Source organism: Staphylococcus equorum, assembly GCF_001747895.1.
GTDB lineage: Bacteria > Bacillota > Bacilli > Staphylococcales > Staphylococcaceae > Staphylococcus > Staphylococcus equorum_A.
Map to the genome: position 1 here is coordinate 807,948 of NZ_LNNB01000009.1, position 22,085 is coordinate 830,032.

Sequence of the window (22,085 nt, forward strand, 5' to 3'; positions counted from 1 at the left end):
AGTTATACCCCCAATAATTGAATTGGTTGATCACTTTTAACGATTTCACCAATTTGGTATGCCTTTACTTGTTGTTGTTCCAATATATTTAACACTGCTGCTTCATTTTCTTTGTCTACAATTAATGTAAAGCCAATGCCCATGTTAAAAACATTATACATTTCTTCAGTTGAGATTTCCCCTTGTGTTTGTAACCAGTCAAATATTTGCGGTGTTGGGAATTTTGACACATTAATTTTTGCTGTAACTCCTTCAGGTAATGCTCTAGGAATGTTTTCATAGAAACCACCACCAGTAATATGCGTCATTGCATGGATTTTCACTGCATCTTTTACAGCAAGCACTGGTTTAACATATAAACGTGTAGGTTCTAAAAAGACATTTAAGAATGTGCGTTGTTCATCAAACTTATCATTTAAATTAATTCCTGATTTGTTAATTAAATTTCTAACTAAACTATAACCATTTGAATGAATACCACTAGATTCAAGACCTATAATAACTTGTCCTGGTGCAACTGAAGTGCCATCGATATATTCATCTTTTTCTACAGCGCCTACAGCAAAACCTGCTAAATCATATTCTCCTTCGTGATACATTTCTCCCATTTCAGCTGTTTCTCCACCAATAAGTGCAGTGTTTGTTTCTTCACAGCCATCGCTTACCCCTTTGACAATCTGTTCAACGACTTCTGGAATTACTTTATGTGTTGCAATATAATCTAAGAAATAAAGTGGCTCTGCACCGGTCGTTAAAATATCATTCACACACATTGCAACGGCATCGACACCTATCGTATCGTGCTTATTGTTATCTATAGCTAATTTCAACTTTGTTCCAACACCATCAGTTCCTGAGACAAGTAAGGGCGCTTTCATATTCAATTGCGACAAATCAAATGTTGCACCGAAACCGCCAAGTCCACCAAGTACTTCCTTACGCATCGTTCTTTTAACATGACTCGACATACGTTCTACCGCTTCATAACCTGCGTTAATGTCGACACCTGCTTGTTGGTATGCTTTAGACATTTAAATTCCCCTCTTTATCAAAGTATTGTGTATGATTTGCTAAATATTCTTTTTGACGTTCACTTAAATGCTCTAGATAGTCTGACTCATAGTCATAAAGTCCAGCTGGGTAATCTCCAGTAAAACTTTCCACACATAAACCACTGTAAGGTGCATCTTCATTCAGACCAATAGATTGAATAAGCCCATTGACAGTTAAGTATGCTAAAGAATCTGATCCAATATGGTCACTAATTTCTTGAGGCGATTTATTCGCAGAAATCAGTTCAGCTGTTGTCGAGACGTCTATACCATAAAAACTTGGAAACATAAACTCTGGCGAAGCAATACGAACGTGCACTTCATTAGCGCCTGCGTCTTTTAGCATTTGTACAATGCGTCTACTTGTCGTACCTCTTACAATGGAATCATCTACAAGTACAATATTTTTATTATGAACGATATCTTTAACTGCAGACAGCTTAACTCGTACGCCCTGCTCTCGTAATTCTTGTGTAGGTTGAATAAATGTACGCGCTACGTATTGATTTTTAACAAGTCCCATCTCATAAGGTAATCCGCTTTCCTCTGCGTAACCTGAAGCCGCAGATAGAGAAGAATTAGGTACACCAATGACCATATCCGCATTGTCAGCTGGACTTTCTTGGGCAAGCTGTTTACCTGATTGTTTTCTAATTGCATGAACATTTTTACCAGCAATCGTAGAATCAGGTCTTGCGAAATAAATATATTCCATTGCTGAAATTGCAGTTGTCGTATGTCTTGTATAAGACTCTACTCTAATACCCTCGTCATTAATCACAACATATTCACCTGCATGAATATCTTGCACAAATTCTGCGCCTAGTACATCAATCGCACATGTTTCACTAGCAATGATATATGCACCAGTCTTCATTTTGCCTACAACTAACGGGCGAATTGCATTAGGGTCAACTGCACCATACAACGCATCTTTTGTTAATAATGCGAAAGTGAAGCCACCTTTGATTTTTCTCAAGCTTTCTTGAAGCGCATCTTCAAAGGTTGGCGCCTTACTTCTACGTATTAAATGCATAATTACTTCTGTATCTGATGAAGAATGGAAAATAGACCCCTGATGTTCTAATGATCTTTTTAAACTTTGTGCATTAATTAGATTACCGTTATGACAAACGGCGGCACTCATATCATAAAAATGATATAAAAATGGTTGGATATTTTCTATTCCTTTATTACCAGAAGTGGCATAACGTACATGACCGATTGCATGTTTATAGGATTTAAAAGATTCAAGTTGGGTATCTGAAATTGCTTCAGTAAGTAAACCCATACCGCGTTGCCCAACAAGTGATTCGCCATCCGAACACACGATACCAGCGCCTTCTTGGCCACGATGTTGTAAACTGTGTAACCCCATATATGTTAACTGTGCAGCTTCTGGATGATCCCAAATTCCAAATACACCACACTCTTCATTTAATCCACTGTAGTCATACATTTAGGAATAGCCCCTTCCCATAATTCATTCAGATTTTTAACTTCTCGCGTTACTTGAACTTCCTTGTTTGATACGAGGAATTGGCCGTCTTGAGTTAACTTACCAATTTCTACTGCGTTTTCTACATCGAACGATTGACCTTCTTTAACTGCAACAACATAACGTCCTTGTGTTTCACTGAAAAGTTGTTCGTTTGTAATATCTAAATTAACGTTCATGCCTAATTGATGATATGCACTTATTCGTGCCAATGTCACTAATAACCCACCCTTACCAACTGTTTGTACATGTGACGCAACACCATTACGAATTGTTTGTTTAATAGCTTCGCCTTTACGTACTTCATCTGATAAATCAATCGCTTCAAACTCATGATTGACCTCTTTGTAAAGTAGTTTCTCAATTTGACTTCCGCCAAAATCATCTTTTGTTTCACCAACAATGTATAAAGTATCTCCTGCATGCGGCGTAAATTCATTTAGATATTGAATATCTTCAATTAATCCAACCATACCTACAACCGGTGTTGGGAAAATAGATGCTTCTCTATTTTCGTTATATAATGACACGTTACCAGACACGACAGGGGTGCTTAAAACTTCACAAGCTTCTGCCATACCTTTTGTTGAGTCTGCAAGTTGTTGATAGATTTCTTTATTTTCTGGAGAACCATAATTCAAACAATCTGTCATAGCTAATGGTGTAGCACCTACAGATATTAAATTGCGATATGCTTCAGCAACGACCATTTTCCCGCCTTCATATGGATTATTAAAGACGTAACGTGCTTCGCCATCGATTGTTGATGCGATAGCTTTATTTGTACCTTCAACACGTACTACAGATGATTGTAAACCTGGTTTAACAATAGTATTTGCACCGACTTGTTGGTCGTATTGTTCGTATAAATAACGTTTTGATGCAATCGTAGGATGTTGTAGTAATTGGTCAAACACATTTTCTACATCAATATTGCTATAATCATTTTTTGCTGTATTATATTCTGGCGCTTCACCTTCTAGAGTGTATACAGGTGCTTCGTCTGATAACGGTTGTACTGGTATGTCAGCATATACTTCGTCTTCATAAGTAAGAACAAAGCGATCTGTATCTGTTACCTCACCAATTACTGCGCTATCTAGTTCATGTTTGTCGAATAATTCTAAAAATTTATCTTCTGTACCTTTTTCAACTACAAGTAGCATACGTTCTTGTGTTTCAGAGAGCATCATTTCATATGGTGAAATGCCTTCTTCTCTCGTCGGTACATTTTCAAGTTTAAGATGTAAGCCACTGCCACCTTTTGCTGCCATCTCTGAAGATGAGGACGTAAGTCCGGCTGCACCCATATCTTGTATACCTACAAGTTCATCAAATGTAATTGCTTCGAGCGTTGCTTCCATTAATTTTTTACCAACAAATGGATCACCAATTTGAACAGATGGTCGTTTACTTTCACTATCTTCACTTAGTTCTTCAGAAGCGAATGTAGCACCATGAATACCATCACGGCCGGTTTTTAATCCAACATAGATGACTGGGTTGCCTTCACCTTTAGCAGTCCCTTTTTGAATCATATCGTGGTCAATAACACCCACACACATAGCATTAACTAAGGGGTTACCATCATATCTACTATCGAATTCAATTTCGCCTGCAGTAGTCGGGATACCAATACAGTTACCATAACCGCCAATACCAGCGACAACACCACGTAATAAACGACGATTTTGTTTCTCTGTTAATTCACCGAAGCGTAAACTATTTAATAAATTGATAGGTCTTGCACCCATAGAAACAATATCTCTAATGATACCGCCAACACCTGTAGCTGCGCCTTGGTAGGGTTCTACTGCTGAAGGATGATTATGTGATTCAACCTTGAATACTACTGCTTGTTCATCGCCAATATCTACAACACCAGCGCCTTCACCTGGTCCCATCAATACATGTTTACCAGTAGTTGGAAATTGTGTTAAAAATGGTTTTGAATGTTTGTATGAACAATGTTCACTCCACATTACAGAAAAAATACCTATTTCAGTAAAATTAGGTTCACGTCCTAAGATTTCACAAACTTTATCGTATTCTTTATCAGTTAAACCCATATCTTTATATAAGCGCTCTAATTTAATTTCCTCTGAACTTGGCTCTAAAAATTTAGACATTTTGTTCCCTCCAACTATTTACCATTGCTTCAAATAATTTCACTCCACTATCAGTGCCTAAAATTGACTCAATTGCGCGTTCTGGATGTGGCATCATACCGCACACATTTCCTTTTTCGTTAATAATTCCGGCTATGTCATTATACGAACCATTCGGATTGTCCAGATATTTTAAAATAATTTGATTGTTGGCTTCTAATGCTTCATACATTTCTGGCGTACAATAATAGTGACCTTCACCATGTGCAACTGGATAAATTACTTCTTCATTCGCTTCATATAAATTGGTATACATCGTTTTATTATTTATAACTTTTAAAGTTTCATTACGGCTAACAAATAAATGAGAATCGTTATGCAATAATGCACCTGGTAACAATCCAATTTCAGTCAAAATTTGAAAACCATTGCATACACCTAAAACCGGTTTCCCTTCATTTGCAAAACGTTTAACTTCTTCTGTAATCGGTGCAACACTCGCCATCGCACCTGAGCGTAAATAGTCCCCGAATGAGAAGCCGCCAGGTATAAGTACACCATCAAACCCTTCTAAAGAAGTATTTCTATAATCTACAAATTCTGCTTGGACACCAGCTTTCACTGCCGCGTTATACATATCTCGGTCACAGTTTGATCCTGGAAATTTCAACACTGCAAATTTCATTAAGCTTTCTCTCCTTCATCCAAAACTTTGTAACTATATTCTTCAATTACAGTATTAGCAAATAATTTTTCACTTAGTGTTGTAATGACATTGTGTACAGCTTCGTCAGTTGCTTCATCAATTGTCATATATAAAACTTTACCTACACGAATATCGTTTACTTGTTTATATCCTAAATCATGTACTGCGCGGTTTAACGCTTGTCCTTGTGTATCCAGTACTTGCGGTTGTAAAGTGATGTGTAATTCGATTGTTTTCATTTTTATAATGCCTCCAATTTATTTAAGAAAGTTTGATATGTTTCAATAATTGATCCCGTGTCCTCACGATATACATCTTTATCAAAATTTGTATCGCTATGTTTATCCCATATGCGACAAGTGTCTGGTGAAATTTCGTCAGCTAATATTATTTGACCATCTGTCGTACTCCCAAATTCAATTTTAAAGTCTACTAACCTTAAATCCATTTTATCCATTAACTGAACAAGTATCGCGTTTATTTCTTTAGCCGCTTCTTTTAAAATAGCAATTTCATCATCTGTTGCTATGTGTAATAATTTAATATGATCTTCAGTAATCAATGGATCATTTAAATCATCATTTTTATAGAAAAACTCTACGAGTGGAGCATCAAATTCATGGCCTTTTTCAAAACCTAATCTCTTTGTTATAGAACCAGTTGCAATATTTCTTACTACTACTTCCAAAGGAATAATATCTACCAATTTCACAAGTTGTTCAGTTTCAGAAGTTTGTTCAATAAAGTGACTATTCACGCCTTGAGCTTTTATAAAATTAAAAATTCTAGAAGTAATTTGATTGTTTAATCGTCCTTTACCTTCTATGAAATCTTTTTTAGCCCCATTTCCAGCTGTCACTTCATCTTTATATTCAACGCGTAGTATTTCAGGTTCTCCAGTTGAAAAAATTCTTTTCGCTTTCCCTTCATATAACAAAGACATTAGTTGTATCTCCCTTCAAATGTGTTTAACAATGTTTCTTCAGAACGAGTCACATCATCAGTTAAAACAGTTAAATGACCCATTTTTCTATCTGCTTTACGAGTGTTTTTACCATATATATGCACATGCCAGTCTGGATGATCAGCAAATTGATCTTCTAAAAGATCTAAATCTCTACCTAATAAATTCATCATTACTGCAGGTTTTAGCAATTCAATAGATTGCGGTAATTTTTGTCCTGTAATCGCTAATATATGTGTGTCAAATTGAGAGTAATCACATGCTTCTATAGAATAATGTCCCGAATTATGTGGTCTCGGTGCAATTTCATTAACATATAAATGATTGTGTGCATCGATAAAGAATTCCACTGTAAATGTGCCTACAAAATGGATGTGGTCAACAATTTTTTTAACTTCATTTTGTGCTGCCTGTTCTTTTTCGATATCTGTACGGGCTGGTACAATTGTTTTAAATAGTATTTGATTTTGATGTTCATTTTCTTGGAGTGGAAAGTACGTGATTTGGTTATCATTGCCAATCGTCACTGTAAGTGAAACTTCTTTTTTTAAGTCTAGAAATTGTTCGGCTACACATTCTTGTTCATCAACAAGCAACTTTGCTTCATCAATATTAGTTGAGTCTTTAACCAAAACTTGGCCTTTCCCATCATAACCACCGAAACGTGTTTTTACGATAAATGGATAACCAATGGTTTCAATTGCTTGATTCAAATCACTTGGTTCAGATAATTGAACGAATGGTGCAATTTGAGTTTGTGCTGCTTGCAATGTTTGTTTTTCAGTCAATCGGTCTTGTAGCAACTGAATTGCTTGGTAGCCTTGAGGAATATTGTATTTTGAGACTAGTGTTTGCAGTTGACTAGCTGAAATGTTTTCAAATTCGTAAGTAATGACGTCCGATGATTCACCAAGTTGATTTAAAGCTTCTTGATTATCATAAGCGGCATTAATAAATTCATGGGCAACATATTGACATGGGCACGCTTGATCAGGATCGAGTACAATAACTTTAAACCCCATTTTTTGTGCAGATTGTGCCATCATTTTACCCAGCTGACCTCCGCCAATAATGCCAATAGTGGAACCGAATTTTAATTTACTGAAGCTCATGTTGCATTTCACTCACTTTCTCAACTAATGATTTTTCGAAATTTTCCAAATTCTTTTGGACTTTTTTATTGCCAATGCTTAAAATCCTAGCCGCTAACACGCCTGCATTCTTGGCACCAGCTTTGCCTATTGCAGTTGTTGCTACTGGTATACCTCCAGGCATTTGAACGATAGATAATAGCGAATCTAATCCTTTTAAACTTTTTGACTCGATTGGCACCCCAATCACAGGTAATGTTGTCATTGATGCTACCATACCTGGTAAATGTGCTGCACCACCTGCTCCAGCAATAATGACGTCGTACCCTTTGTCTCTTGCTTCTTTAGAAAATTCAAACATTAATTGTGGCGTACGATGCGCTGAAACTACTTTTTTATTGTAAGGAATTTCTAATTGATCTAGCATAAGGCAACTTTCTTTCATTGTCTCCCAATCAGAAGAACTCCCCATTATAACTACCACTTTCACAATGAACACCCTTTCAGAAATTTGAAATGTTACTACTATTAGATGTATATTACAGATATAGCATAACAACTAAACGATGGTTTTTCAATCAAAAATCGAACTTTAAATCAAAAAAAAGATCCAATCTACGTCTTTTGGTTGTTATTCATCAAGTTTTTTATGTTAAAGTTAAGTAAAGTACACACATTGGAGGAGGATTTTTTCATGGTCGCTAAAATTTTAGACGGAAAACAAATTGCAAAAGATTACAGACAAGGTCTTAAAGATCAAGTTGAAGCATTGCAATCTAAGGGTTACACACCTAAATTATCTGTAATACTTGTAGGTAACGATGGTGCAAGTCAAAGTTATGTAAATTCTAAAAAGAAAGCAGCAGAAAAAATTGGTATGATTTCTGAAATCGTACATTTAGATGAATCAACATCTGAAGAAGACGTTCTAAACGAACTTAAACGTTTAAATGAAGATGATACTGTGAGCGGTATATTAGTACAAGTACCTTTACCAAAACAAGTAAGCGAACAAAAAGTTATAGAATCTATAGATCCAGCAAAAGATGTGGATGGCTTCCACCCTGAAAATATTGGTAAACTTTATATAGACCAACAAACTTTCGTTCCATGTACACCATTAGGTATTATGGAATTATTGAATCATGCTGACATTGATTTAGAAGGAAAAGATGCAGTTGTTATCGGACGTAGTCATATCGTAGGACAACCTGTATCTAAATTATTATTACAAAAAAATGCTTCTGTTACGATTCTTCATTCAAGAACTAAGGATATGCACAGTCATTTAAAAAATGCTGATGTCATCGTTAGTGCTGTCGGTCGTCCAGGATTAGTTACAAAAGAAGATGTCAAAGAAGGCGCAGTTGTGATTGATGTTGGTAACACGCCAGACGAAAATGGTAAATTAAAAGGTGATATTGCTTACGATGAAGTAAAAGAAGTTGCAGGTGCAATTACTCCAGTTCCTGGTGGCGTTGGCCCAATGACTATTACTATGGTTTTAAATAATACACTTATGGCGGAAAAAATGCGTAGAGGCATTGAATAATCGTTCGAGAATGATCAGTGCGTATTGTTACTATTAATATATGAATAAAGAGAGGTTAGATATCACAAAGTGCAATCTAACCTCTCTTTTTTATATAATATTCAAGATTCAAATGCTTCATCTAAATAATACTTACACAGCAACAATTATTTTAGGTATAAATAATTTAACATGTATTTTCAATTCATCGACGCCTATTTATCGTAAAGTTGTGATAATAGATTTCAAGAAAAAGCTTCCTCCATATCCATATATTTCTAAATCTCTTAAAAAAACTGTTCCAGTTAAAATTTTGCTATATAACCTTTTTTCCGCTGTTGCTATGCTTTCTAACTTACTATTCATTTATTATGGTGTAGATAAATGAATAAAGTCATTTTCATTAAGCCCATCATATATTATTGAAGAAACTTCACATTCATAATCTCTATTATCATCTCTTTTGACAGTATAAGTAAGTGATTTAAGTCATCTCCTACTATTAAATAGTGTCTTTTACATGGCATTCCAATTTTCCACTTTCTACAATAATATATCGCTTCGATCACTTCGATAAAAAATTGACTGAGATTTTCCGACGATATCTTTTAAATTTCAATTAAACCCCCTACGCTACTTTCGTATAAAATTTTATATCATTTGAAGTTTGTTATGTCAAAATTCACAGAACGTTCAATTTACTAAATATTAACTGAAAATTACAGCTAGATTCAAAGTCATAAGTTATATTAGGACTATAGTACGATGTATTCTAAACTCATTTAAAGTATAGTATAGTTGAATAAAACAAATGACGGTCATACGGAGGTTAACGTTATGAACAAACTAATACAGTCATTATCAGCCTTAGGCGTATCTGCTACACTTGTGTCACCTAACTTAAGTGCAGAAGCTACTGATAATTCAACACCAGAACTAAAAGGTACTAATGATACAATCATCGAAAAAGGTGACGATTACAATTTACTTAATGGTGTAAGTGCCTTTGATAAAGAAGATGGCGATTTAACTCATAAAATTACCGTTGATGGAGATATAAATACAAATAAAACTGGAAAGTACAAAGTTGAATATAAAGTTGAAGATTCAAATGGCGCTATAAAAAAATCAATACGTTATGTTGAAGTTAAGTAACACATAGATTTCATACATAGTCTCAAGAAATCGTAAATGATAACGATTATCACAGTTTTTAAGACAAAATTACTCTTTCGACTTAATTATGACACTTTTCACAAAATGTACACATAATTTTAACAAATCTTTAAAAGCCCGTCAGACATTGGTTCTGTTGGGTTTCTTTTAATTTTACAATAATTTTTTTCGCACAAACACTTGTAATAATTGCGTAATATCTTAAAATTGATGTTAAGCCCTACAATTGTAGTATTAGGAGGTCAAAAAAGTGTCAAAATTTAAGTCTTTGCTTCTACTCTTTGGCTCGCTAATTTTACTTAGTGGTTGTGAGAATGTAGAAGTTTTAAACCCAAAAGGGCCAATGGCAAGTGATACGAAGTTCTTGATTATCTATTCAATCATCTTCATGCTTGCTATAGTTGTCGCTGTAATTCTCTTGTTCACAGTCTTTCTATACAAATATAGAATGGGCAAGACAGAGGAAACAGGAAAGATGCACCATAGTTTTTTACTTGAATCGATCTGGTTCATTATTCCAATAATCATTGTAATTGCTATAGCCATTCCAACGGTTAAATCACTTTACATGTATGAGGAAACACCAGACAAAGAGGATGATCCTATTGTAGTTTATGCTACAAGCGCTGGTTTCAAGTGGTTCTTTAGTTATCCTGAAGAAAAAATTGAAACTGTTAATCACTTAACAATACCGAAAGATCGTCCGGTTGTTTTCAAACTCCAATCAATGGATACGATGACAAGTTTCTGGATTCCACAACTTGGTGGTCAGAAATACGCGATGACAGGTATGACGATGGACTGGACATTAACATCCAGTGAAGAAGGTACGTTCCGTGGACGTAACTCAAACTTCAATGGCGAAGGTTTTTCTCGTCAAACTTTCGATGTTAACTCAGTAAGTCAAAGTGAATTTAATGATTGGGTCAAAGATGCTCAAAGTAAAAAAGAGTTAGATCAAGATACATTTGATAAGCAACTTTTACCAACTACTGAAAATGAAGAGTTAACTTTCAGTGGTACCCATCTAGCATTTGTTGATCCTGCAGCAGATCCTGAGTATATTTTCCACGCTTATGATCGCTACAACTACGTACAAAAAGATCCGAACTTTAACACTGAAGAAGAATTAACTGAAGATGTGTTAGATGAACCCGATCAACCTGCACGTAAACCGCAAATCACAAATGCGAACTATGAGAGACATGGTATGAAAGCCATGATTCTTGGCAACGATGAACCATACAACAGTGAATTCAAAGACGAGGAAACACATAACGTCGAGGAAATGGACAAAATCTCTAAAGGTGCTAAAGACGAAAAAGTATCTGAAATAGAGAAAAAAGAGCATGAATCTGGAGGTGGACATTAATGAATTTTCCATGGGATCAATTACTTGTTGAAGGTTCTTGGATGATTACAATGGCACAAATCGGTGCCCCATTTGGAATCATTGGACTAATCGCAGTAATTACTTATTTTAAATTATGGAAATATTTATACAGAGAATGGTTCACATCTGTCGACCATAAGAAAATCGGGGCAATGTACTTAATCTGTGCTGTATTAATGTTCGTTCGTGGTGGTATTGACGCATTAATGATGCGTACACAATTAGCGATTCCTAACAATACGTTCTTGGACTCAAATCACTATAACGAAGTTTTTAGTACACACGGTGTTATCATGATTATCTTTATGGCAATGCCTTTCATATTTGGTTTATGGAATGTCATTGTACCTTTACAAATTGGTGCTCGAGACGTTGCATTCCCTGTATTAAATAGCGTAAGTTTCTGGTTATTCTTCTCAGGTATGATTTTATTCAACTTGTCATTTATAATCGGAGGCTCACCTGCAGCTGGTTGGACTAACTATGCACCACTCGCAGGCGAATTCAGTCCCGGGCCAGGTGTCAATTATTACTTAATTGCAATACAGATTTCTGGTATCGGTACACTGATGACAGGTATTAACTTCTTCGTAACCATACTTAGAATGAAAACACCTACAATGAAATTTATGGAAATGCCAATGTTTACGGTTACTACTTTCATTACAGCTTTAATCGTTATCTTGGCTTTCCCAGTACTAACAGTAGCATTAGCACTATTTACAACCGATAATATATTCGGTACAGCATTCTTTACAGTTGCTAATGGCGGTATGCCAATGCTTTGGGCTAACTTCTTCTGGGTATGGGGGCACCCCGAAGTATACATCGTTATTCTCCCGGCATTCGGTATATACTCTGAAATCATTCCAACGTTTGCGCGTAAACGCCTATTTGGTCACCAAAGTATGGTTTGGGCGACTGCAGGTATCGCATTCTTAAGTTTCTTAGTTTGGGTTCACCATTTCTTCACAATGGGTAATGGTGCATTAATTAACTCATTCTTCTCGATTTCAACAATGCTTATTGGTATACCAACCGGTGTTAAAATATTTAACTGGTTGTTCACGCTTTACCAAGGTCGTATTACCTTTGAATCACCAATGCTATTTGCATTAGGATTCATACCTAACTTCTTAATTGGTGGGGTAACTGGTATTATGCTTTCTATGGCAGCAGCAGATTACCAATACCACAACACGTACTTCTTAGTAGCCCATTTCCACTACACATTAGTAGCGGGGGTTGTATTTGCCTGTCTAGGAGCTTTAATATTCTGGTGGCCTAAGATGACTGGATTTAAGTTGAACGAGAAATTAAATAAATGGTGTTTCTGGTTCTTTATGATCGGTTTCAACATTTGTTTCATACCTCAATTCATACTAGGTCTTGATGGTATGCCACGTCGTTTATACACTTACATGCCAGAAGATGGTTGGTGGTTACTAAACGTAATTTCAACTTTCGGTGCCCTATTAATGGCATTAGGCTTTATGTTCTTAGTCGCAAGTATTGTATACAGCTTCTTCAAAGCACCACGTGAAGCAACTGGTGATAACTGGGATGGCTTAGGTCGTACATTAGAATGGTCAACTGCAGGAGCAATGCCACCTAAATACAACTTTGCTATCACGCCAGACTGGAACGACTATGATACATTTGTTGATATGAAAGAACATGGTCGTCATTATTTAGATAACCATAATTACACAGATATCCACATGCCGAATAATACGCCAGTTGGTGTGTTCATGGGAATATTCTTCACTATTGGTGGTTTCTTCCTAGTATTTGAAACAATGCTACCGGCTATTCTTTGCTTAATTGGTATCTTTGGCACTATGATTTATCGTAGTTTCCAAGTAGATCACGGTTATCATATACCAGTTTCTGAAGTAGCTGAGACTGAAAAACGTTTACGTGAAGCACGTATAAAAGAAAAGGAGGCTGTAAGTCATGAGTCATGATGCAAACACAATTGATCAACGTTCGCATGAAGGTGAATTAAATAAGCTTGGCTTTTGGATTTTCCTTACAGCTGAATTCTCATTATTCGGGACGTTATTTGCAGCATTACTAACACTGCAACACGGTGGCGATTATGCTGGTAAAATGACTACCGAGTTATTTGAATTACCGCTCATTTTGATAATGACATTTGCTTTATTAATTAGTTCTTATACATGTGGTATTGCAATTTACTACATGAGAAAAGAAAAAGAAAAATTAATGATGATTTGGATGATTATCACTGTATTATTAGGTATCGTCTTCGTAGGTTTTGAAATCTATGAATTCACGCACTATGTACATGAGGGTGTTAATCTTTCTATTGGTTCTTATTGGTCTAGTTTCTTTATACTATTAGGAACACATGGTGCCCACGTATCGTTAGGTATCGTCTGGATTATCTGCTTATTAATTCAAGTAGCCATGCGAGGATTAAATAAAGACAATGCTCCTAAATTATTTATAGTAAGTTTATATTGGCACTTTTTAGATGTTGTATGGATCTTCATCTTCACTGCCGTATATATGATAGGGATGGTGTTTAGCGGATGAATACAATAGTAAAACACACAGTAGGTTTTATTGCCTCAATCGTTCTGACAATATTAGCAGTGTTTGTAACTTTATACACATCTATGGAACTTAACGTTAAGATTACCATCATTTTTGGTTTTGCTTTTATACAAGCTGCAGTTCAATTATTAATGTTCATGCACTTAACTGAAGGTAGAGACGGAAACTTACAAGCATTTAAAGTAGTATTTGCGATTATCATTACCTTAATTACTGTTATTGGTACTTATTGGGTAATGCAAGGTGGACACTCAGCTCACTTATAATCCAAGAAAAGACTTCTCTTTTAGAGAAGTCTTTTTTTTATTATTTATTAAATTATAGAAGTTAATTTCTATTGATTTTATGATGTTCCCCTACTTTTATGTTCAATTTAAATTCACATTCATTTTATATACAACACTTTTAACAGAAAACAATGTAAAATGGATTTATACGATAATAAAATGACTTAGGAGGACTTAACAATTATGAAACAACCAATCATTATAGATACCGATCCTGGTATTGATGATGCCGCTGCTATAAGCATTGCGCTGAATCACCCTAACTTTGATTTACGAATGATTACGACAATAAATGGTAATGTTGGCATTGAAAAAACAACAGCGAATACATTGAAACTTAAGCAATTTTTTGCAAGTGATGTACCCGTTCATAGAGGCTCCTCTCAACCATTAGTTTCCGAAATTGTAAATGCAAGCAAAGTTCATGGTGAGTCAGGTATGGATGGTTATCCATTTCCTGAAGCAAATGAAAAAGATTTAGCTTCAACACATGCTGTGGAAGCAATGCGAAAGGCTTTATTAAATAGTGAAATTCCTATAACACTTATACCTATAGGTCCATTAACGAATATTGCCTTATTACTTTCTACTTATCCAGAAGTAAAAGATTATATTAAAGAAATTGTGTTAATGGGAGGAAGCGCAGGACGCGGTAATGTCACCCCTTTAGCGGAATTCAATATTTATTGTGACCCTGAAGCTGCACAAATCGTTTTTAATTCTGGTTTGCCTTTAACTATGGTAGGACTTGATGTAGCAAGAAGTTCAACCTTAAGCCATTCATTTGTAAATAAACTCCAAACACTAAATGAAACTGGTGATATGTTGCATCAAATCTTCAAGCATTACAAAGGCGATGATTTTGAAAAAGGGATTAATGTATACGATGCATATACTGTGCTTTATTTGCTTCATCCTGAAAAATTCAATGTGCAGGAAGCCGATGTTCAAATAGAAACGAATGGCACGTTTACAAAAGGTGCCACAGTAACAGATTTTAAATCTCGCTTCCCTAATTGTTCAGTGGTCATGTCCATTCATCCAGATACGTTTGAGGACATGTTCGTCAATGCACTAAAATACTGTAAATAAATTAAATATGATTTATACCATATTATGACTATTACTTATACCTAAGAAAAAAACACTCCTAATACTGTCATCAAGTTAAAGGCTATACCTTTGTTCTTGGCAGTTAGGAGTGTTTTAAATTTCATGATTTTAGGTTATTACAATAATCAAGTAATTAATAACGTTGCCCTACTTTATTATAAGGCTTGTCTTGTTTTAGTAATTCATTAAAAATATGTTTTATCTTTTTCTCATTATTAACTTCATTATGCTCATAATTTGTCCCAAGCACTACAATATAATCGTCATTGAAGTATGCTGTAAATACTTGTCCAAAAAAACCACCATTAATCCTATTTTTAGTGGGAAGTGAATAAAAACCATAACGATACGCTATTGGGTAACGTGGCGTTAAGCTTTCATGTAGTAAAGGCGTTGTTATATTATCTTTGAACAATTCATTCTTTTGTATACTTAAGATCAATTTACCCATATCATGAGGCGTCATATATAAATTACCTGCGCCGTAATATTGGTTTAAAATATTAGGCTTCTGTCTCACCGGGTTTCCTGTATTTTCATCATTTTTATATCCTTCAGCCATATCTTTTTTGAAAGTTTCATCATTAAAGAATGCTGTATGTTCTAATCCATATGGCTTTGATAATCTTTTTGCAAAATTCTTTGAAAAAGATTCACCAGTTACTTCTTCTATCACACGAGATAAAACTAAGTAATTAGCATCATTATATCTATTTTTATTATAAAATTTAGGCTCAATCCCTCTGTGCTGTATTGACTGTACTGCACTATCTAAATTTTTATAAGAGGTTGAAGCTTTATATTTATATAAACCGCTTTGATGAAGCATAAGTTGATTTAATGTAATAGGTTTTGATGTTTTGAACCATGGTAAATACTGATTAACCGTATTATTCATATTTATTTTTTGCTCATTTTCTAATTGCTTAAGCATTAAACCTGTAGTGAATTTTTGAGATGAGCCAATTAAATATAATGTATCTGCCCTATTCTTTTCCTCTGTTTCAAAATTTTTGAAACCATAGCCTTTATTTAATTTAAGTTGTCCCCGTTCAAAAACAGCTGCAGTCCCATTAAAATTAACTTGTTCTAAATATTGATGAATCGCATTTATTTGTGGATTATTTTTATCCATCACTGTTTTTAAATGATTCGTATGAACACTTTGGTATTTCGTATCCTGTTTATTATCTTGATAATATCTGTATCCAATTGTAAAAGTGATGATTGCTAGAATAAAAATTAAAAAAATTGTAAGTTGTTTTAGTTTTTTTGCTGTCATCTTGCTGCCTCTACATAAATTAATCTATATTTTGAATATAGTCTTTTTCAAATTGATCTGTAATTGCATCTATATCTTCTACATTCAGAGAGAAATAGAGCTTAATTTTTGGCTCTGTTCCAGATGGTCTAAGAGCGATAAACCCATCCTCAAAAATAAATCTAATTAGATTCGTTTTTGGTAATGTTAATGCTTCTGTTGTACCTTCTACAACATTTCTATTTTCACCCGTATGATAATCTTCTATTTGTTTTATATCCATACCACAAATTGAGAATATATCTTTATCTCTAAATTGACTCATTATATTCGAAATCTTTTCTACACCTTCCGCCCCTTCAAATGACGGTGCGAGTGTTCTATCTTTAAATGCACCAATATTTTGATAAATATCTTCCATAGTGTCTTTAAATGTCAAACCATTTTTAGATAATAGATTCTTATATTTAACTAATAAAGGTACCATTTGAATTGCATCTTTATCTCTAGAAATTGATTTTGCTAAATAACCGTGACTTTCCTCAAATGCAAGTAATAATTGCGTCTCGTTATCTGCACTTTTTTGCTCAAGTAAATCAGAAATATATTTGAATCCAGTTAGCACATTGTTAACTTGTACATTTAATGCTAATGCTAATCTTTCTGCTAATTCACTTGTCACGATAGATTTTATAATATAAAGCGGTGCACCAGCTTCAACCAAGTCTTGAAATCTCAATTTCATAAATAGTAATCCAATTTCATTACCATTAAAATATCGATAATCATTTTTTCCATAACGCTCAATAAAACCAAATCTATCTGCATCAGGATCTGTAGCTATGACAAGTTGTGCGTCTGTTTTTTCTGCAAGTGCTAAGCCGTAATTAAAAGCAGTTTCATCTTCAGGGTTAGCAATTTCTACAGTTGGGAAATTGCCGTCCGGTGTAGATTGCTCTTCTTCTATCACAAAATTTTGGTAATCCAATTCTGTTAATATATTTGAAACCAACGGTAAACTTGTACCATGTAAACTGGTTAATACTACTTTTGCATCTTTTTCATCAATCGAACCTACTAAATCTTTAACTTCACTTTTATATTTGTCGGTTACTTCACTAGTAATATACTTAATTTTGTCATTTTCTTTTAATACTTTAAAATCGCCCTTTTCAATTGATAATGGGGATTCTATGGTATTAATATAGTTGCTAAGTTGTTCGGATTCATCAGGTAGTAATTGACCGCCTTTTTCATCATAAATTTTTATACCATTATAATTTTTAGGATTATGACTAGCTGTTATCATCACACCTGCATCTGCATTCAAATGTCTCACAGCAAATGATAACTCTGGGGTAGATTTATAATCTTCTGATAAAATAGGTGTAACATTATTATTAGCAAGCACACTAGCCATTTCTTGTGAAAATGCTTTAGATAAAAACCTCGTATCAAAGTGTATGACTACTGTTGGTGAATCACTTTTATTACTTAAATATTGAGCTAAGCCTAAAGCTACTTTGCGAATCGTAAATGCATTTAATCTTCCTGGTCCTAAACCAAAAGTGCTTCGAATACCTGCAGTTCCAAAAGCTAAACTTCCTTTGAACCCTTCTTCTTTTTCTGTTTCTGTTTGTACTTCATAAAAATCTTTCACTAAACTCTCATCTATTTTATCTAACCATTCTTGCTTCATACTCACATTTCCTCCTTATATCTTTCACTAAAGATATATCCATTTCAATTATTAATTTTTAAAATATTTTATAGAAAGCATTGTTCTTAAATTATAACGTAGCAAAGCTCTTTTTTCTTATATTTATAATTATTTTGTCATTTCCTTGCAACACAGTTATTGTTCACAAGATGATATTTCTATTATATATTATAGCTCATGTATCGCTATAAATCATTTCTAAGCAAATGACATTTTTGTTAGTTTCTATTGATAAACTCCAATGTAAAAGCCTTATACTTCACATACCCTCATTTAATTTTACTTTAAACTTGAAAATAACACATTCATAGTTGATATTTACTAGCTATAGTAATAAAATTATAAGTTATAGTACATTTTCTTCTTTACAAATATTTAATATAGTTAAAAGAGCTATAACATTTAACGATAATATAGTAACATGTACAAAATCATATACATGGGGAGCTTCAAACATGAATAAATTTTTTAAATATTTTTTAATATTTCTATCTTTAGTTCTTGTCGTTGTTCCGGTTATATTTGCTATCATTCTACTCAAATCATCTCAAGGTGCTTTTGAGAATTCTTTTAACGATGGTGATTCCTCGAGGAAATCAAACATTCGTGAATCTAAAGTCGATCCTTCAAAAGATCCTATTTCTATCTTATTTCTAGGTATTGATGGAAATAGCGGGCGAGAAAAAAATGGGCAAAGTACTGAACAATCAAGAACCGATGCAATGATTCTTTCAACATTTAGTTCTGATAAAGAACAAATAAGAATGCTAAGCATTCCACGTGATACAATCAGCTATATTCCAAAAGTAGGTTATTATGATAAAATCACGCATGCACATGCTTATGGTGGACCTACAGCTTCAATGGATTCTGTAGAAGCTACTTTAAATGTACCCGTTGATTATTATGTACGTATTAATATGGACGCATTTGTAGATGCTGTTGATGAACTTGGTGGCATTGAATATGATGTCCCTTATGACATCAGTGAACCAAATACAGATGACAGTGGCAAAATAAAAGTTGAAAAAGGCCTTCAAAAGCTAAATGGAGACGAAGCATTAGCAGTCGCAAGAACGCGACATCAAGATTCTGATTTAAAACGCGGTCAAAGACAAATGGAGTTAATTAAAAAACTCTTTGCTAAGGCACAAAATGCTGATTCCTTTAGTAAACTAGATGATGTTATTGAAATAGTTGGGAATAATTCAAAACACAATTTAAGCTATGACGAGGTAAAAGCACTTGCGACATCTTATTTAAAAGATGATGTTGAAATCAAAAGTAAACAACTTAAAGGTGAAGATGATTACTTAAATGGAATCTATTATTACAATCCAGATATTAAAAGTATTCAAGACACTTCAAATTTATTACGTGATGATTTAAATTTACCTGAAATTGAAGATACAAATGAATTCTTAAATCAACGTGTCACTGATTTTTATGGTACACTCGTACCACAAACAGAGTTAGACAGTAGCTTACTTAGAAAAAATCAAAATGATACTTCCAATGATGAAGATGAAGACAATTCATCTGAATTAAATGACACTGAAAGCAACGATAATTCACAACAACAGAATAGCGACCAGCAACAGACTGATCCTAATCAACAACAAGTAGACCCTAACCAACAACAAAACAATAATAATCAGCAACAACAGAATAACAACATGCAACAAACTGATCCTAATCAGCAACAGGTAGATCCTAGTCAACAACAAAATGCTCAAGAAGTACCAACTAATCAATATTAACTGTGGAGAGGAGCTCACTATATGTCACGCAAAACATACGAAAAACTTGCTCATATAAACGGAATGTTTAATGTTTTAGAACAACAAATGATACACAGCAAAGATATGGCGCTTTTTAGAAATGAATTTTTCTATGTCAATCATGAACACCGTGAAAACTATGAAGCTTTACGCATATACTATAAAGATAGTGATAATAACCCTATCATCGATGGTGCATGTTATATTGTTGGACTTCCAGAAATATTCGAAAAAGTTGATGTTTTTGAATCAGAATTACCGTTTTCATGGGTTTATAATCAAAATGGTATAACAGAAACAATGAAAGAAATTAGCGTACCTATCCAATATCTTATTGCCGCTGCATTAGAGGTTACAGATGTTAATTTATTCAGACCGTCTGGTTTTACTATGGGTATGAATAATTGGAATATTGCTCAAATGCGAATTTTTTGGCAATATACTGCGATAATTAGAAAAGAAGCACAATAATCAATAAATTAACGCCCTATCATATTAAACTTTGATAGGGTCTTTTTTTAACCAAAATAAATGAAATGAGGAATTGTTATGTTTAAAATTGTTACCACACCTTCCATGATGGAAGATGCATACAGTGTTCGAAAACAAGTATTTGTTCTTGAACAAGGTGTACCGCTAGAAAATGAAATAGATCAATATGAAGCTATTGCTACACATATCGTTGGATATGATGAAAACAACCTCCCCTTTGCCACTGGTAGATTTCGTCCTCATGACAATGGCGTTAAAATAGAAAGAGTTGCTATTATTGCGTCTCATAGAAAATCTGGATATGGCAAATTACTTATGCGCTTTATAGAAGATGTTGCTAAAAACCAAGGCCATCATTCGTTAATGCTAAATGCGCAATGTCATGCTCAAACATTTTATGAATCTCTAGAATATGATCCTTTTGGAGAAGTTTTCATTGAAGAAAATATTGAACATATTGCTATGGCAAAATCAATTTAACACAATTCAATATTTTTTTACATTTATATTGCAACTATTCTTTGTAATATTTCACAACGTGTAATATTTCAATATTTTTTAAAATAAGCTTTATAACGCTTTAAATCAGATGTTATAGCTTTTCCAAAACTTAATTAGATTAATTTTATATTACAAGTCAGTAAAATTAAGCCACTCAACCAAAAGTCGTATTATAATGGATATTAAATATATATAGTTAAAGGGGCAGTTTAATGACTAAGAAAAATTTTACTTATAAAGTACCGTCGATGGTAGCACTAACGTTAGCAGGTACAGCTTTAACAACTCATCAAGCACAAGCTGCAGATGATGCTCAAAATCAATCTACAAATGGGAATGTGTTAGATGATAAGAATACACTTAAACAAAGTGAACAAATCAAATCTGAAGTTAGTAAACCTACCGCTAATATTTCAGGTACACAATCATATCAAGACCCTACACAAGTTCAACAGACTTTAGCAAACGAAGTTAACACTTACGATGCAGAATTAGATGAGTTGAACTCTGAACAAACACCAAGTCAAGATACATACAATCAACAAACTGAAGAGCAAGCGAACACGCAATCAGAAGCTAATGAAGTAACTGAAAACAATCAAGATTCTGAAAATGCTCAAAGTATTGAACAAAATTCAGCTCAAGACAACGCTTCTTCTGATGTAAACGAGCAACAAATTGAAGAAGATACTTCTGCTCAAAATGTTCAAGACAATGAAGATAATTCAACTGATGATACAACTACTCCAGTTGATAACAGTCAGGCTGTTGAAAATTCGCAATCTACTGAACAAAATTCAGCTCAAGACAACGCTTCTTCTGATGTAA

The 22,085-nt window shown here is 34.1% G+C and carries 20 protein-coding genes and 1 pseudogene; 11 read left to right on the forward strand and 10 right to left on the reverse strand.

What is annotated here, in order from left to right:
• Positions 1–2 precede the first annotated feature (2 nt).
• From purM to purE, 8 genes are read right to left on the reverse strand one after another with little or no spacing between them, the layout of a single operon-like run.
• Positions 3–1,031, reverse strand: a complete 1,029-nt coding sequence (gene purM, locus AST02_RS05850) for a phosphoribosylformylglycinamidine cyclo-ligase (protein ID WP_069816443.1) — start codon at positions 1,029–1,031, stop codon at positions 3–5.
• On the reverse strand, positions 1,024–2,511 hold the full coding sequence (gene purF, locus AST02_RS05855) for an amidophosphoribosyltransferase (protein WP_069816445.1): 1,488 nt from the start codon (positions 2,509–2,511) through the stop codon (positions 1,024–1,026). Before purF ends, purM begins: the two co-directional genes overlap by 8 nt.
• Positions 2,490–4,679, reverse strand: a complete 2,190-nt coding sequence (gene purL / locus AST02_RS05860) for a phosphoribosylformylglycinamidine synthase subunit PurL (protein WP_069816447.1) — start codon at positions 4,677–4,679, stop codon at positions 2,490–2,492. Before purL ends, purF begins: the two co-directional genes overlap by 22 nt.
• Positions 4,672–5,343: a phosphoribosylformylglycinamidine synthase I gene (purQ, locus tag AST02_RS05865; RefSeq protein ID WP_069816449.1), complete on the reverse strand. Its 672-nt coding sequence runs from the start codon at positions 5,341–5,343 to the stop codon at positions 4,672–4,674. The genes purL and purQ overlap by 8 nt, the downstream gene beginning before the upstream one ends.
• Positions 5,343–5,603 (reverse strand): phosphoribosylformylglycinamidine synthase subunit PurS, encoded by a 261-nt coding sequence (purS, locus tag AST02_RS05870; RefSeq protein ID WP_057511817.1) that lies wholly within the window; start codon positions 5,601–5,603, stop codon positions 5,343–5,345. The genes purQ and purS overlap by 1 nt, the downstream gene beginning before the upstream one ends.
• A gap of 2 nt (positions 5,604–5,605) precedes the next feature.
• Positions 5,606–6,307: a phosphoribosylaminoimidazolesuccinocarboxamide synthase gene (purC, locus tag AST02_RS05875; protein ID WP_069816451.1), complete on the reverse strand. Its 702-nt coding sequence runs from the start codon at positions 6,305–6,307 to the stop codon at positions 5,606–5,608.
• Entirely contained in the window at positions 6,307–7,440 is a 1,134-nt protein-coding gene (gene purK, locus AST02_RS05880) for a 5-(carboxyamino)imidazole ribonucleotide synthase (RefSeq protein ID WP_069816453.1), read from the reverse strand. The genes purC and purK overlap by 1 nt, the downstream gene beginning before the upstream one ends.
• A complete protein-coding gene (gene purE / locus AST02_RS05885; RefSeq protein WP_069816455.1) occupies positions 7,427–7,909 on the reverse strand; it encodes a 5-(carboxyamino)imidazole ribonucleotide mutase in 483 nt (160 codons plus the stop codon). Before purE ends, purK begins: the two co-directional genes overlap by 14 nt.
• A 204-nt stretch (positions 7,910–8,113) precedes the next feature.
• Between purE and folD the strand changes: the two genes are divergently transcribed.
• From folD to rihC, 7 genes are all read left to right on the forward strand, one after another.
• On the forward strand, positions 8,114–8,971 hold the full coding sequence (gene folD, locus AST02_RS05890; protein ID WP_069816458.1) for a bifunctional methylenetetrahydrofolate dehydrogenase/methenyltetrahydrofolate cyclohydrolase FolD: 858 nt from the start codon (positions 8,114–8,116) through the stop codon (positions 8,969–8,971).
• Positions 8,972–9,787: 816 nt separating this feature from the next.
• Complete coding sequence (locus AST02_RS05895) at positions 9,788–10,105, forward strand: DUF5011 domain-containing protein (RefSeq protein WP_069816460.1); 318 nt, start codon at positions 9,788–9,790, stop codon at positions 10,103–10,105.
• A 271-nt stretch (positions 10,106–10,376) separates the two neighbouring features.
• Positions 10,377–11,498, forward strand: coding sequence for a cytochrome aa3 quinol oxidase subunit II (gene qoxA, locus AST02_RS05900; protein ID WP_069816461.1), 1,122 nt, complete (start codon positions 10,377–10,379; stop codon positions 11,496–11,498).
• Positions 11,498–13,486 carry a cytochrome aa3 quinol oxidase subunit I gene (qoxB, locus tag AST02_RS05905; RefSeq protein ID WP_069816462.1) on the forward strand — a complete coding sequence of 663 codons (1,989 nt, stop codon included), beginning with the start codon at positions 11,498–11,500 and terminating at the stop codon, positions 13,484–13,486. Before qoxA ends, qoxB begins: the two co-directional genes overlap by 1 nt.
• The gene (gene qoxC / locus AST02_RS05910) at positions 13,476–14,081 is read left to right on the forward strand and encodes a cytochrome aa3 quinol oxidase subunit III (RefSeq protein WP_065337699.1); all 606 of its coding nucleotides are present in this window, start codon (positions 13,476–13,478) and stop codon (positions 14,079–14,081) included. The genes qoxB and qoxC overlap by 11 nt, the downstream gene beginning before the upstream one ends.
• Complete coding sequence (gene qoxD / locus AST02_RS05915; RefSeq protein WP_065337698.1) at positions 14,078–14,368, forward strand: cytochrome aa3 quinol oxidase subunit IV; 291 nt, start codon at positions 14,078–14,080, stop codon at positions 14,366–14,368. The genes qoxC and qoxD overlap by 4 nt, the downstream gene beginning before the upstream one ends.
• Positions 14,369–14,572: 204 nt before the next feature.
• Positions 14,573–15,481: a ribonucleoside hydrolase RihC gene (gene rihC, locus AST02_RS05920; protein ID WP_069816463.1), complete on the forward strand. Its 909-nt coding sequence runs from the start codon at positions 14,573–14,575 to the stop codon at positions 15,479–15,481.
• Between the two features lie 154 nt (positions 15,482–15,635).
• Here the strand turns inward: rihC and AST02_RS05925 are convergent, their stop codons facing one another.
• Together AST02_RS05925 and AST02_RS05930 are read right to left on the reverse strand one after the other, a co-directional pair.
• Complete coding sequence (locus tag AST02_RS05925) at positions 15,636–16,784, reverse strand: serine hydrolase domain-containing protein (protein WP_069816465.1); 1,149 nt, start codon at positions 16,782–16,784, stop codon at positions 15,636–15,638.
• A 19-nt stretch (positions 16,785–16,803) separates the two neighbouring features.
• Positions 16,804–18,462 (reverse strand): phospho-sugar mutase, encoded by a 1,659-nt coding sequence (locus tag AST02_RS05930; protein ID WP_069816466.1) that lies wholly within the window; start codon positions 18,460–18,462, stop codon positions 16,804–16,806.
• 476 nt (positions 18,463–18,938) lie between these two features.
• Here AST02_RS05930 and AST02_RS05935 point away from each other — a divergent pair, with 476 nt between their 5' ends.
• The 4 genes and pseudogenes from AST02_RS05935 to AST02_RS05950 form a co-directional block, all read left to right on the forward strand.
• Positions 18,939–20,243 (forward strand): LCP family protein, encoded by a 1,305-nt coding sequence (locus tag AST02_RS05935; protein ID WP_069816467.1) that lies wholly within the window; start codon positions 18,939–18,941, stop codon positions 20,241–20,243.
• 21 nt (positions 20,244–20,264) lie between these two features.
• Positions 20,265–20,735 (forward strand): DUF2538 family protein, encoded by a 471-nt coding sequence (locus AST02_RS05940; protein WP_002508047.1) that lies wholly within the window; start codon positions 20,265–20,267, stop codon positions 20,733–20,735.
• 78 nt (positions 20,736–20,813) lie between these two features.
• Positions 20,814–21,236 carry a GNAT family N-acetyltransferase gene (locus tag AST02_RS05945; RefSeq protein ID WP_069816468.1) on the forward strand — a complete coding sequence of 141 codons (423 nt, stop codon included), beginning with the start codon at positions 20,814–20,816 and terminating at the stop codon, positions 21,234–21,236.
• 233 nt (positions 21,237–21,469) lie between these two features.
• A pseudogene (locus AST02_RS05950) lies at positions 21,470–22,085 on the forward strand (GW dipeptide domain-containing protein); the annotation flags it as partial.